The organism is Actinomyces wuliandei (assembly GCF_004010955.1).
Classification (GTDB): domain Bacteria; phylum Actinomycetota; class Actinomycetes; order Actinomycetales; family Actinomycetaceae; genus Actinomyces; species Actinomyces wuliandei.
Genome location: NZ_CP025227.1, coordinates 1,661,427 through 1,677,262 on the forward strand (window position 1 = coordinate 1,661,427; position 15,836 = coordinate 1,677,262).

The 15,836-nt window shown below is 70.0% G+C and carries 15 protein-coding genes; 11 read left to right on the forward strand and 4 right to left on the reverse strand.

The window, feature by feature from the left end:
- Nucleotides 1-236 precede the first annotated feature (236 nt).
- The 3 genes from CWS50_RS06830 to CWS50_RS06840 are packed head-to-tail and all read left to right on the forward strand — an operon-like array spanning nt 237 to nt 4,177.
- Entirely contained in the window at nt 237-1,544 is a 1,308-nt protein-coding gene (locus CWS50_RS06830) for a sugar ABC transporter substrate-binding protein (protein ID WP_127842179.1), read from the forward strand.
- A 48-nt stretch (nt 1,545-1,592) separates the two neighbouring features.
- Nucleotides 1,593-3,164: an ABC transporter permease subunit gene (locus tag CWS50_RS06835; RefSeq protein ID WP_127842180.1), complete on the forward strand. Its 1,572-nt coding sequence runs from the start codon at nt 1,593-1,595 to the stop codon at nt 3,162-3,164.
- 14 nt (nt 3,165-3,178) lie between these two features.
- Nucleotides 3,179-4,177 carry a sugar ABC transporter permease gene (locus CWS50_RS06840; protein ID WP_127842181.1) on the forward strand — a complete coding sequence of 333 codons (999 nt, stop codon included), beginning with the start codon at nt 3,179-3,181 and terminating at the stop codon, nt 4,175-4,177.
- Between the two features lie 62 nt (nt 4,178-4,239).
- Here the strand turns inward: CWS50_RS06840 and CWS50_RS06845 are convergent, their stop codons facing one another.
- Nucleotides 4,240-5,433 (reverse strand): glycerate kinase, encoded by a 1,194-nt coding sequence (locus CWS50_RS06845; RefSeq protein WP_127842182.1) that lies wholly within the window; start codon nt 5,431-5,433, stop codon nt 4,240-4,242.
- 103 nt (nt 5,434-5,536) lie between these two features.
- Nucleotides 5,537-6,919 carry a M20/M25/M40 family metallo-hydrolase gene (locus CWS50_RS06850; protein ID WP_127842183.1) on the reverse strand — a complete coding sequence of 461 codons (1,383 nt, stop codon included), beginning with the start codon at nt 6,917-6,919 and terminating at the stop codon, nt 5,537-5,539.
- A gap of 40 nt (nt 6,920-6,959) precedes the next feature.
- On the opposite strand from CWS50_RS06850, the gene CWS50_RS06855 reads away from it, so the two are divergent.
- The gene (locus CWS50_RS06855) at nt 6,960-7,565 is read left to right on the forward strand and encodes a DUF3043 domain-containing protein (RefSeq protein WP_127842184.1); all 606 of its coding nucleotides are present in this window, start codon (nt 6,960-6,962) and stop codon (nt 7,563-7,565) included.
- Nucleotides 7,566-7,684: 119 nt separating this feature from the next.
- Nucleotides 7,685-8,692, forward strand: coding sequence for an aldo/keto reductase family protein (locus tag CWS50_RS06860; RefSeq protein ID WP_127842185.1), 1,008 nt, complete (start codon nt 7,685-7,687; stop codon nt 8,690-8,692).
- A 173-nt stretch (nt 8,693-8,865) separates the two neighbouring features.
- Here the strand turns inward: CWS50_RS06860 and CWS50_RS06865 are convergent, their stop codons facing one another.
- Nucleotides 8,866-9,912 (reverse strand): quinone-dependent dihydroorotate dehydrogenase, encoded by a 1,047-nt coding sequence (locus CWS50_RS06865; RefSeq protein ID WP_127842186.1) that lies wholly within the window; start codon nt 9,910-9,912, stop codon nt 8,866-8,868.
- 135 nt (nt 9,913-10,047) lie between these two features.
- Nucleotides 10,048-10,218 (reverse strand): hypothetical protein, encoded by a 171-nt coding sequence (locus tag CWS50_RS06870; protein WP_341472708.1) that lies wholly within the window; start codon nt 10,216-10,218, stop codon nt 10,048-10,050.
- Between the two features lie 392 nt (nt 10,219-10,610).
- On the opposite strand from CWS50_RS06870, the gene CWS50_RS13815 reads away from it, so the two are divergent.
- From CWS50_RS13815 to ypfJ, 6 genes are all read left to right on the forward strand, one after another.
- Complete coding sequence (locus CWS50_RS13815; RefSeq protein ID WP_127842187.1) at nt 10,611-13,139, forward strand: hypothetical protein; 2,529 nt, start codon at nt 10,611-10,613, stop codon at nt 13,137-13,139.
- A gap of 49 nt (nt 13,140-13,188) precedes the next feature.
- Nucleotides 13,189-13,611, forward strand: coding sequence for a hypothetical protein (locus tag CWS50_RS06880; protein ID WP_127842188.1), 423 nt, complete (start codon nt 13,189-13,191; stop codon nt 13,609-13,611).
- A gap of 104 nt (nt 13,612-13,715) precedes the next feature.
- Complete coding sequence (locus CWS50_RS06885) at nt 13,716-13,898, forward strand: hypothetical protein (RefSeq protein WP_127842189.1); 183 nt, start codon at nt 13,716-13,718, stop codon at nt 13,896-13,898.
- A gap of 240 nt (nt 13,899-14,138) precedes the next feature.
- Nucleotides 14,139-14,381, forward strand: coding sequence for a hypothetical protein (locus tag CWS50_RS06890; RefSeq protein WP_127842190.1), 243 nt, complete (start codon nt 14,139-14,141; stop codon nt 14,379-14,381).
- Between the two features lie 120 nt (nt 14,382-14,501).
- On the forward strand, nt 14,502-14,891 hold the full coding sequence (locus CWS50_RS06895; RefSeq protein WP_127842191.1) for a hypothetical protein: 390 nt from the start codon (nt 14,502-14,504) through the stop codon (nt 14,889-14,891).
- Nucleotides 14,795-15,700 (forward strand): KPN_02809 family neutral zinc metallopeptidase, encoded by a 906-nt coding sequence (gene ypfJ / locus CWS50_RS06900; RefSeq protein ID WP_127842192.1) that lies wholly within the window; start codon nt 14,795-14,797, stop codon nt 15,698-15,700. Before CWS50_RS06895 ends, ypfJ begins: the two co-directional genes overlap by 97 nt.
- Nucleotides 15,701-15,836: the final 136 nt, after the last annotated feature.

Below are 15,836 nucleotides of genomic sequence, written 5' to 3' on the forward strand. Positions count from 1 at the left end.
GGTCGGCTGTCCCTCAGCCCAGGACAACAGGCAGGCAGCGGAAACGTCATAGGACAACAAAAGGCACGTTGTCCTATGACGTTTCCGCTGTCCTGTACGGGTCCGGGGCAGCCTGCCTGTGTGCGCCCTCATCCGGGCCGCCTTCTGACACGACTGTTGCGCACGTGTGATACCGACTACTATCCTTGTACCGTGGGCCCGGTGGCACCCGGAACACGGTTCAAAGGAGAATCCTCATGCTCCCCCCTTCCCGACGGTCCTTTCTCGCCCTGACAGCGGTCACCACCACGCTGGCTGCGGTCGCAGCCTGCTCCGGCTCCTCCACGTCGGGCTCTGACACCCCGGGCAGTGACACCAGTGACGCCGCGGGGGACGAGGGCAGCGTCACCGCGCAGGCCACTGCTCGTGACGACAGCGCCGATCTGGTGATCTGGGCTGACGAGCCGAAGGCGCGCTCCGTCGAGGACGCCGCCAGGGCCTGGGGCGAGGAACAGGGTATTACGGTGGCGGTCCAGGTGATCGCGGACGACCAGCAGGACACCTTTATCACGGCCAACCAGGCAGGAAACGGCCCCGACATCATGCTGGGGGCCCACGACTGGATTGGCAACCTCGTCCAGAACGGGACCATCACTCCTGTCACGATCAGCGAGGAGGACAGGACCAACATCAGCGAGGTCGCCCTGAGCGCCGTCACCTACGACGCCCAGACCTACGCAGTCCCCTACGCCGTGGAGACCCTGGGCCTGTTCGTCAACAAGTCCCTGACAGACGTCGTCGCCCCCGGCTCCCTCGAGGAGCTCGTCGAGGCGGGCAGGGCGGCGGACACCGGTACCATCCTGTCCCTGCCCGTCGGCGAGGAGGGAAACGCCTACCACTTCCAGCCCATCTACACCGCTGGCGGCGGGTACCTCTTCGGCAGGAACGAGGACGGCTCCTACAACCCCGACGACCTGGGGGTGGGCAAGGAGGGCTCCCTTCAGGCCGCTGAGCGGATCTCGGAGCTGGGCAGCGACGGGGTGCTCAAGAAGTCAGTGACGGACGACAACTACATCTCCCTGTTCACGGAGGGAAAGGCTCCCTACCTGGTCTCAGGACCCTGGGCGCTGGCTGACATCAAGGCAGCCGGGATCGACTACCAGCTCTCCGAGATCCCTGGCTTCACGGACGTCCCGGACAGCCAGGCCCTGCCCTTCGCGGGGGTCAACTGCTTCTACGTCGCCTCCAAGGGCAGGAACAGGGCCTTCGCGGAGAGCCTCGTGACACACGTCGCCACCAGCTCCTCCTTCGTGGAGAAGATGTTTGCCCTCAACGAGCTGCCCCCTGTGCACAAGGACCTGGCAGACCGGCTCTCCGCCGACAACCCGGACATGGTCTCCTTCTCCGAGCTCGCCGCGCAGACGGACCCCATGCCCTCGATCCCCGAGATGTCGGCCGTGTGGATGCCCCTGGCAGCGGCGCAGGCCAACATTGTCGCCGGCGCGGACCCGGAGTCGACCATGACCAGCGCCGGGGACCAGATCGCCTCCTCCCTGGCCGGGTGAGGGCGCAGCGCAGCCCCGACCCACGTCAGCCACCACCTCAGCAGCACCATGGCCTTCTCTGCTCCCACCGCGCCTGCCGGGACGACGACCACGGCAGGTCTCCTGGGCCGTGTCGTCGTCGTGTCGGTGACCCTGGCCGTCACGGTCTACCTCGTCCCACTGCTCGTCAGGTTCCAGATGTGGACGTGGCTGGTGGTCGTGCTCCTGTCTGCCGCGTCAGTAGCCACGCTGTACTCCACACGGAGGCTGGTCCCGGGCAAGTACCTGTTCCCCGGCACCTTCTTCCTCTCAGTCTTCCTTGTCGTGCCTGCCGTCCTGACAGTCCAGACCTCCTTCACGAACTTCGGTGACGGCTTCCGCGGCACCAAGGAGGAGGCCATCACCTCGATCACGAACAACTCGGTCGTCCAGACTGCCAGCTCCCCCGTCTACAACCTGTCGGTAGCCACCACCGGCACCGTCTCCGAGGGGCCGTTCGTCCTCTTCCTGGTTGACCCTGCCACCGGCAGGGTCCTCCACGGCGGTGACGGAGAGGCTGTCCGGGAGCCGAGCTCCGAGGTCACGGTAACCGACGGGTACGTCACATCTGCCCCGGGCTACACGATCCTGAGCCCCCGGGAGGTCAACGACGCCTACGAGACCGTGTCAGCACTGACCCTGACGGTGTCCGACAGCAGCGCCGTCAAGGTCCAGGGGGTCCGTGCGGCCTTCGAGGGCACCAGGCGGATGGTCTACGACGAGGCTGCCGACACCATCACGGACACCTCCACCAACGAGGTCTACTCCGTGGAGAGGGTGGGGCTGTCCGAGCGCTTCGTCAACGAGGACGGTCGAAGCCTCCCCCAGTCCTGGAGGCAGGGCGTGGGCCTTGCCAACTACGAGCGGCTCCTCACTCGCTCCGACCTGGCGTCCCAGTTTCTCGGGGCCTTTCTGTGGACCCTGACCTTTGCCCTCCTGTCCGTCCTGCTCACCTTTGTCCTCGGGTTCGCGCTGGCCCTGGCCCTCAACGACCGCCGGATGCGCGGCCAGAGGCTGTACCGCTCTCTCCTCCTGCTGCCCTACGCGGTCCCCGGGTTCATTTCCCTGCTGGTCTGGTCCAGCTTCTACAACCAGGACTTCGGGCTCATCAACGAGGTGCTGCACCTTGATGTCCCGTGGCTGTCCAACACCACGGCAGCCAGGGCTGCGGTCCTCATCACCAACACGTGGATGGGCTTCCCCTACATGTTTATCGTGTGCACCGGTGCCCTGCAGTCTATTCCCTCCGACCTCACGGAGGCGGCGCGGATCGACGGTGCCAGCAGCCTCCAGATCACGTGGCGGATCACCACACCGCTCCTGCTGGTCGCCGTCGCCCCTCTCCTGGTCAGCACCTTCGCCTTCAACTTCAACAACTTCAACGCCATCGAGCTGCTGACGGAGGGAGGCCCCTTTGCCGCCGGGGAGTACACCCGTGGAGGCACGGACATCCTCATCTCCATGGTCTACCGCATCGCCTTCGGCGGCTCGGGGGCGGACTACGGGCTCGCCTCGGCCGTGTCCGTGGTCCTCTTCGTCATCACGGGGGTGCTGGCTGCGGTCCAGTTCCGGGCCACCCGCGCCCTTGAGGACATCCGTTGACCCAGGAGGCAGTCATGAGCAGCACCGCAGACCACAGCGGCCGGGCGGAGGCAGTGACGTCCACCACTCCTGGAGAATCCCTGGCAAGGTCACCTGGGAGACCGCCCGGGAGACCTCCTAGGATCCCACTACCCGGACGGGCAGCCCCGGGCAGGCGCACACCCCTGAGGCGGTGGGCGCGGGAGGTGGGGTGGCGTCATGTCGTGGGGCTCCTTGCCCTGGCCTTCGCCGCCTTCCCGGTCCTGTACGTCGTCTCCGCCTCGCTCAACCCCCGGGGCACGCTGGCCTCGATCGGCCTGGTCCCCACCGAGGTCAGCCTGGCAAACTACACGGAGCTGCTCTCTGGGCGCCACGGTCCTTTTCACCGGTGGTACCTCAACAGCATGCTGGTGTGCACGACGGTGGCCGGCACACAGGTCCTCTTCTCACTGCTGGGCGCCTACGCCTTCTCGCGCTTCCGCTTCACTGGCCGCCGGGGAGGCCTGCTGACGGTGCTGCTGATCATGATGTTTCCCGCGACCCTGTCTATGATCGCCGTCTACACCATGATCTCCGACCTCGGCCAGGTCCTGCCCGCCGTGGGTCTCAACACCCTGATCGGCTACAGCCTGGCCCTCATGGGCGGCTCACTGGGGCAGGTGTGGCTGATCAAGGGCTCCTTTGACACCGTTCCCCGCGAGCTGGACGAGGCTGCCGTCCTTGACGGGTGCACCCACTGGCAGGTGTTCTGGCTGGTCCTGCTCCCCACGCTGCGTCCCATCGTCGCCACGACCTTCCTCCTGGCCTTCATCAGTGTCATCAGCGAGTTCCTCCTGGGAGGGATCTTCCTGACCGACGGCTCCGTCAAGACACTGGCCGTCGGCCTCTACGGCCTGCTCGACGCCAACCGCTCCAGCAACCTCGGCGTGTTCGCCGCCGGGGCCGTCCTGACGATGCTTCCTGTCATCGCCCTGTTCCAGATCCTTCAGCGCTATATCGTCGCCGACTCGACCCTGGGCGCTGTCAAAGGGTAGCCGTCAAAGGGATAGGCAGGCAGGGGCAGGCCCACCGGCTGGTACGTGAGGCCAACCAGGTCCTACCGTGACCAGCTGCGTGCCAGCCGCGCCCCCATCTCCTCTAGCCGCTGCCGCAGAGCCTGCCCGCCTCCGGCGTCCCAGCCACCGTCATCGGCGTGCGGCTGCTCCAGGGAGTAGACCGAGGAGACGCCGGCACCGGCACGCTCTCCCCGGGGAAGAAGGCTTCGTCCTGCCACCAGGACGACGGGAAGCGCCCGGTCCTGGGCGGCACGCGCCACCACCGCCACCGGGCTGTCCTCAAGCAGGTCATAGACCTCTCCGGCAGCGGTGACCACAAGGTCCTGCCCCTGGACGGCCCTCTCCAGGCCTGTCAGCCGGGCCATGGCAGGCGCACCCGGTACCGCCCAGGCCCCCAGCGCACGCAGCGCCAGCGCAGTGCCTCCGGCCGCCCCGGTCCCCCAGGTCGTGGGCGTGAGCCGGTGAGGCGGACCAGCACCCAGGACAGGCAGTCCCTGAGGCCTGCCTGTCTGGGCTGCCCGAAGCAGGTCGGTCGCGTGCCGACAGGCCATCCGGTCGCGCTCCTGAGCCTCCCACCCCTGGACGCCTGTGGTCATGCCCAGGGCCGCCCCGGCGCCGTCGACACCTCCCAGAGTGACGCCGTCGGCCAGCACCAGGCCCAGGCAGCGCCCGTCCACAAGGGCACGAGCACCCGTGACACCTCCCAGGGCGGCAACAGCACCGGCACCACCGTCGTGGACAGCCGACCGCGACAGCCCGACCAGCAGGGTGTCCCCAGGGGCCGTACGCCGCAGGGCCTGGGCAACCACGACGCCCAGGCCGTAGGTGGTTCCCTCCCGTGCCTCCTGGCGGGCCTGGGCCGGGTCGGTAGGCAGCGCGACCAGCCGTGCGGCGTCAAGAAACCAGGTCCGCCCCGGCACCCTGCCACCACCTGGACCTGCTCCAGGAGCGGGGGCGAGCTGCAGCAGGTCCACCTCCCGGACCTGGCCCACAGGCCCCTCCCCCTGCAGGGCCTCGCGTACCGTCACCAGGCCGGGAGGCACCACCTGGGCCGACCCCGGACCGCCGTCAGCGACAGGGGCCTGTACCAGGACGTCGGTACCTCGTGCCTCCTGCCACCCCCTCACCAGGGCTGCTGCGACCTGCGGTGCCGCCAGCCCGCCGCAGCCCTCCCCCGCCAGGGGAGTCCCGGTCGGCTGCGCACGCATGTCACCGGGGGCCATGAGGACTCTCATCAACCTCGTCTCCCTCCTGACGGCACCGGTGTGCCCGTCATGCCCTGCCACACCCTGCTCGGCACCGCCACGACAGGCCTCCGCGACCGTCCGTCCGCAAGCGCTAGACGGCACCGCCCAGCCGCGCCAGCAGCAGGGCCTCGGCCAGCACCGCGCGCTCCAGGTCCCCCAGGTGCACGGACTCGTCCTCGCTGTGGGCACGGGTGTCGGGGTCCTCCACGCCGGTAACCAGGACCTGTGCGTGCGGGAAGGTCTCCTTGAGGACGGAGATGAACGGAATGGTGCCACCCTGGCCCACGGACACCGCCTCGCGCTGCCAGGCAGTCGACAGCGCCCACAGCGCGGCCCGGGAGGCCTCGGTGTCCTGCGAGCCGTCGAAGGACGGCCCGCTCTCACGGCAGGAGATGCTCACACGGGCACCGAAGGGTATGTGCGCTCTCACGTGGGAGGTCAGCGCCTCCAGCGCCTGCTCCTGGTCCTGTCCCGGCGCGGTGCGCAGAGACAGGCGTGCCGTGCACGAGGGGGCCAGGACGTTTCCGGCCACGTCCAGGGGGGTGACGTCCATACCAGTCACTGTCAGGGCGGGCCTGGCCCACAGGCGCGTCGTCAGGTCCCCGGTCCCCACCAGCCTCACCCCCTCAAGCACCCCGGCGTCCTCCCGGAAGTCGGCCTCCGGGTAGTCGGGCGCCCCGGTGGCGGCCTGGCTGCGCGAGGCCAGGCCGTCGATGGCGACGTCACCGTTGTCGTCGTGGAAGGAGGCCACCAGCCGGCACATGAGGGTGACCGCGTCCAGGACGGGACCGCCGTACTGCCCTGAGTGCAGGGCGTGGTCCAAGACCTCCAGGTGGATGTCCGCCTGGAGGACGCCGCGCAACGTGGTGGTCAGAGCTGGTACGCCGACCTTCCAGTTCATCGAGTCAGCCACGACGACGACGTCGGCGTCGAGCCGAGAGCGGTAGGCCTCCAGGAAGGCCGCGAAGGTGGGGCTGCCCACCTCCTCCTCCCCCTCGACGAGGACCGTCACCGAGCAGGGCAGCTCCCCCTGCCCCAGTGCCCTCAGGACCCGCAGGGCGTGGACGTGGGCGACGACGCCGGCCTTGTCGTCGGCGGCACCGCGGCCGTAGAGCCGTCCGGCGTGGTGACGTGCCGCGAAGGGGTCCTCCTGGTTCCAGCGCTGGGGGCTGCCCACGGGCTGGACGTCGTGGTGGGCGTAGAGCAGCACGTGCGGCGTGCCCGCAGGCCCCTGCCCGTGGGCGAGGACCGCTGGCGCCGCCTGGCTGCCGTCACCGCCCGGCACCGAGAGGACCTCCGCCTCCAGCCCGCTGGCCTCCAGCAGGGTCGCGACGGCCTCGGCACTGCGCCTGAGCTGGGTCCGGTCGTGGCTGGTGGCAGACACCGAGGGGATGGCTACCAGCTCGGACAGGTCCGCGAGAACCGCCTCAAAGGACGTCCGGGTCGCGGCTCGCAAGGCGTCGACAGTGATCATGTTTTCAGGGTATCGCGACGTTACGGCTACCCTGGTCACTGTGAGCCCGTCGAAGAGCCGCCGCCAGACTGCCCAGCCAGAACCAGCACCCGCCTCCCCCAGGCCTGCGGGGAAGGGGCGGCCCACCCCTCGACGCAAGGACGCGCAGGCCCGGGGACTACGCCCTGTCGTGCCCGCAGACCGCAAGGCGGCCAGGAGACAGGCGCGGGCGGCACGGGACGAGGCCTGGCAGCGTCAGCGCGAGGCCATGGCCACCGGTGACGAGAGATACCTGCCAGCCAGGGACAAGGGTCCCCTCCGGCGCTACGTCCGCGACTTCGTGGACGCACGCTACTGCGTCGGGGAGCTCTTCATGCCCCTGACCCTCCTCCTGATGCTGCTTACGCTGGGGCTGTCCTCACTGTCATCCCGGCTCGTGCCCGCCTCCGTCTACCTCATGCTCGCGGTCTACGTCGTCTTCCTCCTGGCCATCGGGGACTCCATCCTGTGCTGGTGGCAGGTACGCCGCAGGCTCGACGCAGCCTTCGGCAGGGACAAGGCGCGGCAGCAGGGCTCCTTCTTCTTCTACACCTTCATGCGCTGCATGCAGCTGCGGCGCTGGCGCCAACCCGCCCCCCAGGTGCGCCGACGGGAGTTCCCCGCCTAGTCCCGCCCGGCCCCTGGCCCTGGAGACGCCCCACCGACAGGAACGCACCCCAATTCGCGCGCCGTGAAACAAACAGGCTCCTGTGGTCACAGCCATGCCTACCGTCCTAGGGTGGAGCCATGGTTACCTACCGTCACCTAGGCTCATCCGGACTGAAGATCACCGAGATCACCTACGGCAACTGGCTGACCCACGGGTCCCAGGTGGAGGCGGACACCGCCACGGCCTGCGTGCACACCGCCCTGGACCTGGGCATCACCAGCTTTGACACCGCCGACGTCTACGCCAACACCGTGGCGGAGGAGGTCCTGGGACGGGCGCTGGCGGGGCAGCGCCGCGAGTCCCTGGAGATCCTCACCAAGGTCTACTGGCCCGTCGGCCCCAAGGGCCCCAACGACGTCGGCCTGTCCCGCAAGCACATCATGGAGGGTATTAACGGCTCGCTCAGGCGTCTGGGCACGGACTACGTCGACCTCTACCAGGCGCACCGCTACGACTACGCGACTCCGCTGGAGGAGACCATGCAGGCCTTCGCCGACGTGGTGCGCTCCGGCAAGGCGCTGTACATCGGAGTCTCCGAGTGGACAGCGGACCAGATCCGGGCCGGCCAGGAGCTGGCCACCCAGATGGGCTTCCGCCTGGTGTCCAACCAGCCTCAGTACTCCGCCCTGTGGCGGGTCATCGAGGAGAAGGTCATCCCCACCTCCGAGGAGCTCGGACTGGGCCAGATCGTGTGGTCTCCCATGGCCCAGGGAGTCCTGTCCGGCAAGTACCTGCCCGGCCAGAAGCCGCCAGCAGGCTCACGGGCCACGGACGACAAGGGAGGTCAGCAGATGATCTCACGCTGGATGCACGACGACATCCTGACCGCCGTGCAGGGGCTGCAGCCGGTCGCGCAGGAGGCGGGCCTGTCGCTGCCACAGCTGGCTATCGCCTGGGTCCTTCAGAACCCGAACGTCTCGGCAGCCATTATCGGGGCCTCCCGGCCCGAGCAGCTGGAGGAGAACGTCAAGGCCTCCGGAGTCGTCCTGGACCCCGACATCATGGCTGCGGTTGACACGGCGCTCCAGGGAGCGGTCCTCACCGACCCCGCACTGACCACCTCACCGCAAGAGCGTCCCGCATAGCCTGACTAGGGAGACCCGGCTGAGAGGAGCCGAGCGCGGGCAGCGGGAGGGCGCCACGGGAGGATCCACTCCTGCGGCGCCCTCCCGGGCTCGCAGGGCTGCTGTCCAGGGGCGCCCACAGGTGCCCTGAAGGAGCCTGCGACGAAGCCCTGGTCTGCGGTCAACGGCACGGCTCAGCGCCTGGGGTGCCCCAGGGCCAGGGCACGGTTGACACGGCCCGGCCAGGCGGGGCCGTTGTAGACGAACGCAGAGTAGGCCTGGAGCAGGTCGGCTCCAGCCTCGAGCATCAGCTCGGCGTCCAGGATCGAGGAGATGCCACCCACTCCGATGATGGTCGGCCGCTCCCCCAGCTGCTGGCGGAGGCGGCGCACGACCTCCAGCGCCCGGGGCAGCAGCGGCGCCCCGGACACCCCCCCCTCCCCCAGGTCGTGGTCCGTGGTGGTGTTGGTCGCCACCACCCCGTCCAGCCCCATGTCCAGCACCAGGGCAGCCACGGCGTCAACGTCCTCGTCAGCCAGGTCGGGAGCGATCTTGACCAGGAGCGGGACGCGGCGACCAGCCGCCTCGTCGCCAGCCTGACGCACCGCGCTGAGGATCGGGCGCAGGGAGGAGACGTCCTGGAGACTGCGCAGCCCGGGCGTGTTGGGACTGGAGACGTTGACCACGAGGTAGTCGACCCACCGGGCCAGCCTGGAGGCGCAGTAGCGGTAGTCACCCACCGCGTCAGCCAACGACGTCGCCCTGTTCTTACCGATGTTGGCACCCACGACGATGCTGCGCCCGCGTGCCGTGGAGCGCAGCGCACGCAGCCTCCTGGCGGCCTCGTCGGCCCCCGAGCTGTTGAACCCCATACGGTTGCGGATGGCCCGCGTCGCCGGGTAGCGCCACATGCGGGGCCTGCTATTGCCCTCCTGGGGCTGGGCAGTCACGGTCCCGACCTCGATGAAGCCGAAGCCGAGCATGTCCATGCCCTCAACCGCCCCGCCCTCCTTGTCCATGCCTGCGGCCAGTCCCAGGAGGCCGGGCACAGGCCGCGCGAAGGGTCCTCCCTGGTTGGCACTGGGCACCGGGAACACCGGTCGGCGCCCCCACACCTGGCGCACCACGTCGCGCGCGAGGGGAACCCGGCTGACCGCCGCCACCGCCTCCAGGCACACGTCGTGGATACGCTCCGGGTCAACGTGGGTCAGGACAGTCTTGTAGAGCAAGTCGTAGAGCATCTACCCAGGGTACTCGCGCCCGCCTGTCCTCCAGGAGGACCCGCACTGGCGGCCCCGCGTACCCCCTCATTACCTTGTTGGTGGTTCCGGGCGGCCCAGGACCGGGCCACCCGCTTGAACCGCACCGACGCATTCTCACCCCGCGCGCCATGACCCGTCGCGGTGGGTCAGCCCACGGAAGCGGGTCGACAGGGGGATGTCCCAGGCGAGGGCCCGGTCGATGCCGTCGAGAAGCCCGGTGGGGTCCTGCGCCCGCAGCGCGGCCATGTCGATCTCGCCACCGAGTGACGTTGCTGGAAAGGTCACGGACCTAGAATACGAAAAGGTCACAGAAAACACCGCCGACCTGCGCCGGGGAGGTTCCTGGGCGTTGCCAGGGGCGCGCAGGCGGCGCGTGTTGTGACAGCGACCCCGCTCCGTTACAGTTCCGTGATTGCAGCCCCGTACCTGGTACCGACCTGCACCAGGCGGGACAGTAAGCCGACACCTGTGGCCGTGAGAGGACCGTGATGACTGCACCCGGGTACGGTGCCCCGCCGGGCGGACAGGCGCCACAGCCCCCTCCCCCGGCTCCCCCGGGAGCGGTCAGGAGCTACGGCGTGTGGCCCAGCCAGACGGGCACGCCCCCGGCAGGTGGACCTGCGCACACTCAGGCCCCCAGCGGGCAGGCCCCTCCGGGACGACAGCCTCCGGGGCAGGTGCCTCCTGCGCCTCCCCCACCTCCTCCTGCGCCTCCGTCCGCGCCTGGCCCGGCCCCCGCGCCCGGCGGGGAGCTGGGCCTGGAGTGGTGGGAGGTCCTGGGGGCACGGCTGCGCCGGTGGCGCGGCCTGGCAGTACTGCGCCGCCTCCAGGTGCTGGCCGTGTGGGCGGCGCTGCCGCTGGTGGCCGCGGCGGTGGTGGTGGTGCCCTCCCTGCGCTACAGCCTCGGGGCGTGGGCGGGGTGCCTGTGGGTGGTGGTGGCCTGGTTCTGGCTGGCACGCACCAAGTCGGTGCCGTGGCGGCTGGTCTCGGTGGTGTTTGCCGTCTCGGCACCCTGGGCGGGAGTGGTGGCCTGGGTGTCGTCACGGCTGGTGGAGGCCGCCGATGTCTCGATGAGGTCCGTAGAGGCGCAGGTGGTGGCGGCTCCACTGGTCGAGGAGCTGGGCAAGCTGGTGCCGCTGGTGGTCCTGGCCGTGGTAGCGCCGGGACGGGTACGGCGTCTGCTGGTGTCCGACTGGCTGGTGCTGGGCGTGGCCTGCGGTGCCGGGTTCATGGCCGTGGAGGAGGGCGCCAGGCGGCTTGCCTACACGGAGGCTACCGGGCTGGTGTGGACCACGATGGACCGGGCGTTCTGCTCCGTGACCAGCGGCTCCAACATGATGGAGTGCATGGGGGCGACGACCTTCGGCCTGTCGCCCTTTTCCGGGGAGTCTCCGGCCGCTCTGTCCTTTGGCGGGCACGCGGTGGTCACCGGCCTGGTGGCGGCGGCCACCGGAGTGGGACGCCACCTGTGGTGGCGCTCCCAGCACCTGGAGGGCACGCCGCGCCAGGCGGCAGCCCTGCGGGCCGTCAGCGTGGTGCTGCCCGTGCTGACCTGGTGGGTGGCAGTGGTTGACCACGCGGGGCGCAACGCCTCTACCGAGAACCTGACCTGGGCCAATACCAAAGGCGAGGCGCCCTCACTCGTGGTCGGGATCACCAGCACGCTCACCGGCGGGGGCGCGGGGCGCGGATGGCTGCTGCTGGCGGTGCTGGTGGCGGCCGCCGTCCTGGACGCGCGCATCCTGTGGGCAGGCGGGTACTCCACCAAGCTCCTGGAGGACGTCGGCGTGTACGACGGCGCCGTGGGCGGGGGCTGGCTGGGCGTGTGGCGGTGGCGGCGGATGGCCGCCCTGCCGCCTACCCGGTGGGGCCGGTGGAGGGCGGACGTGGTGGACGCGCTGCTCCTGCCCCTGGTCGAGGCGCGCCTGGCCTGGCGCGCCCTGGCAGCGGGTAAGGCGCTGGGGCGACACCGGCTGGCGGCCCGCACCGTGGTGGGGCTGCGCCAGGCGCGCGAGCTGGCCGCACGCGGGGTCGCTGACAGCGGCCCCGGCCGCTGGTCCGTGGTAGCCCTGGCGCTAGTGGTCTCGGTGGTGGGGGTGGTGGTGCTGGCCGGGGTGCCGTCCCTGGCAGGCGGGCTGCGTGAGTCGCTGACCGCCCCGGGCGGGGTGAGCCTGGCCAGCGTGCTGGACGCGCTGGGCACGTGGTGGGAGTCCCTGTCGCCCCTGGAGCAGGGCCTGCTCATGGTCGCCCTGGGCGCGGCCGTGGTCGCCACCGGCGGCTCCCTGTCACTGGCCTTCACCGCGGGCACCTCCCTGGCCATGCTGGACTCGGCCCACACCGCCGCCGACCTGGCACGCGACCCCAAGGGCACCGTCTCCTCCTACCTGGCCACCCACACCGCCGCCGAGATCGCCGCCGACACCACCCTGTGGCTGACCACCAAGGCCCTCGGCGGAGCCCTGGGCGCCGCCGGAGGCCTCCTGGCCCACCACGCAGCCCAGGACCTGGCCGAGCCCCGCCTGTGGCGCAACGCCTCCCTGCTCGACGACCTCCTGCCCGGCCACGGACTCGCACCCGCCTACCCCCACCCCGCACCAGACCCCCACACCACTCTGCGCCACACACCCCACACCACACACAGAGACAGAACACCCACACCACACACCAACAGGACACACAGAACCACCAGAACCAGCCAGACACACAGCACACCCACAGCCGGGACACGACCCCAGCGAGCCAGACCCCAGCCCCAGGACTGGTCCGACCCCGCCACCCGCCAGGCCTGGTACGACTCCATGAGGACCCAGCGCAACCCTCCAAGCACCGAGGCCTACCGCTACCAGCACCGCGTCCTGGGCACCGACGTCGAGCGGGAGCTCGTCGCCGACGACGGGACGACCAAGGTCATGGCTGACGCCGTCCTGCCCGACGGGACCGCCTACGCCGCCTACGACGCCAAGCACACCAGCGGCGGGCCGACCTCCATGTACGAGGGAAGAAGGCCCCCGGCGATCCAGGACATGCTCATGGGGCGCTTCGACAGGGAGATGGAGCGCTACGGTGAGGTCATCGCCTCCCGGGGCAACCCCGTGACCCGCCTGGTCGTGGTCACCAACACCCCCCGCGCCCAGGCCTACCTCACCCAGCGCGTCCAGGCCCTCCTGGGACCAGACGCACCCGTCGAGGTCCGCTACGCCCCCTGACCCCCGTACAACCCGACCCAGCCGCAACCAGCAGAGAGCGAGGACCACCATGGGAGTTGACCACATGGTCGTGGCCATGGACCCGGCCCAGCAGATGATCGACGCCGAGGCCTTCCTCCAGGCCGCCCAGCGCAGGTGGCCCGGGTGCCAGGCCGTCACCGAGGACCCGGCCCGCCTCATCAGCGACGCAACCGCCAACATCTCCCCACCCGACGCCCCCCCGTTCACCGTGGCCCACTTCCCCCACAACCGGATGGTCTCCACCGACGCCGACCCCCAGGTCGCTGCCGAGGTCGCCGCCTGGGTACGCCACCTCCACCCCGACCCCGGCCTCGTCCTGTGGTACACCGACGAGGGCTTCACCGGCCACACCGTCCTGACCCCCGGCATCACCCCCACCCAGGTCAACCAGCAGTGGGTCGACCACAACGACCACGACCCCGAGAACGAGTACCCCCACTACTTCCACTAACACCCACACACCACCCCAGACAGCCCGGCAGCCAGACCAGCGCCACAACCCGGACCCCCACCCCAACCAGCCCAGGCGGTCCGGGTGGTGGGTGGCTGGCGGGCGTGCTGGACGCGCTGGGGTCGTGGTGGCAGTCCCTGCCGCCCCTGGAGCAGGGCCTGCTCATGGTCGCCCTGGGCGCGGCCGTGGGCGCCACCAACACCCCCCGCGCCCAGGCCTACCTCACCCAGCGCGTCCAGGCCCTCCTGGGACCAGACGCACCCGTCGAGGTCCGCTACGCCCCCTGACCCCCGTACAACCCGACCCAGCCGCAACCACCAGCCGCAACCAGCAGAGAGCGAGGACCACCATGGGAGTTGACCACATGGTCGTGGCCATGGACCCGGCCCAGCAGATGATCGACGCCGAGGCCTTCCTCCAGGCCGCCCAGCACCGGTGGCCCGGGTGCCAGGCCGTCACCGAGGACCCGGCCCGCCACATCACCGACGCCGCAGTCGTCTCCCCACCAGACGCCCCCCCCGTTCACCGTGGCCCACTTCCCCCACAACCGGATGGTCTCCACCGACGCCGACCCCCAGGTCGCTGCCGAGGTCGCCGCCTGGGTACGCCACCTCCACCCCGACCCCGGCCTCGTCCTGTGGTACACCGACGAGGGCTTCACCGGCCACACCGTCCTGACCCCCGGCATCACCCCCACCCAGATAGACCACCAGTGGGTCGACCACAACGACCACGACCCCGAGAAGGACTACCCCCACTACTTCCACTAACACCCACACACCCCCGGCCTCCACCCTGAGCGGATGCGCTGACCCAGCCCCACGTCCCGGGCCGAGCCCCACCCCGACCAGCCCAGGCAGGACGACGACAGGAGAGGAGTAGCCACACTGATGAGGAAGCTCGTCACCTGGGACGTCGACGCCAGGTTCGGGCTCAGCGAGATGTTCACTCTCCCACAGACCCCGGAGACCATCGCCGACGAGATCACCCAGAGCCTGACCGTGCCCACCTACCTGGCTCCGGGGGCCTACTTCTCCCTGGGGGTGCGCCCCCTTCCCGAGGGCATGGCAGACCCTGAGGACCTGCCCCAGGACCACCCCTACCAGCACACCTACGAGCCAGGAACGGCCGGGGCCGTCCCAGGCGCTAGGCTGGGAGCCACTGCTCGTCCCGTGAGGTGCCCATGTCCTTCAACCGCGACATCAAAATCGACCCGAACCGCGTCTCCACCCGCTCCGGCGGCAGGCGTGGGGCAGTCATCGGTGGCGGGTCGGTCCTGACCGTCGTGGCGCTCATGCTCGTCTCCCAGCTCACCGGTATCGACCTCACTGCCCTGCTGGGCTCCCAGCAGGGCACGACGGGGGTCTCCACCTCCTCCACGATCGACACCTCGGTGTGCACGGACGGGGCCAGCGCCAACGAGTACACCCAGTGCCGCATGATTGCGACCGCGGAGTCCCTGGACGCCGTGTGGGGCTCGCAGCTGCCAGCCCAGGCGGGCCAGGGCTACCGCCAGCCCCAGTTCGTCCTGTGGGACGGCTCCTCCGTCAGCTCGGCCTGCGGCACCGCCTCCAGCGCCGTCGGCCCCTTCTACTGCTCCGGGGACGAGACCGTCTACCTGGACATGAGCTTCTTCACCGACATGGAGCGGACCCTGGGTGCCCAGGACACGCCCCTGGCTGAGGAGTACATCGTCGCCCATGAGTTCGGCCACCACGTCCAGCACCTGACCGGGAGCATGTCCGCTGCGGACCGCTCCGGGACAGGTGCGACCTCGGACTCGGTGCGTCTGGAGCTCCAGGCCGACTGCTACGCGGGTGTGTGGGTCAGCCACGCCGCGACCACCCCGGACCCGGATACCGGCGAGCCCTTCCTGGTCACGCCCTCCTCCGCCGAGATCCGCACGGCGATCAACGCCGCCGAGTCCGTGGGGGACGACCACATCCAGCAGCGCAGCTCGGGGTCGGTGGACTCTGACTCCTGGACCCACGGCTCCTCCGAGCAGCGCGTGCGCTGGTTCTCCACGGGCATGGAGCACGGGAGCGTGGCAGCCTGTGACACCTTCTCAGTCAGCCCTGACCGACTGTGAGCGGCCCTTGGCCAACTCTGACCAGCCTGACTGGCTCCAGGCGCCCCTGACGCCTCTGCGCGGCAGCCCGCGCCAACCCGCGACAACGCTCTGTTTACCTTGACGGCCGCCCTGCCACCGCGCTGAGGGAGTCCTC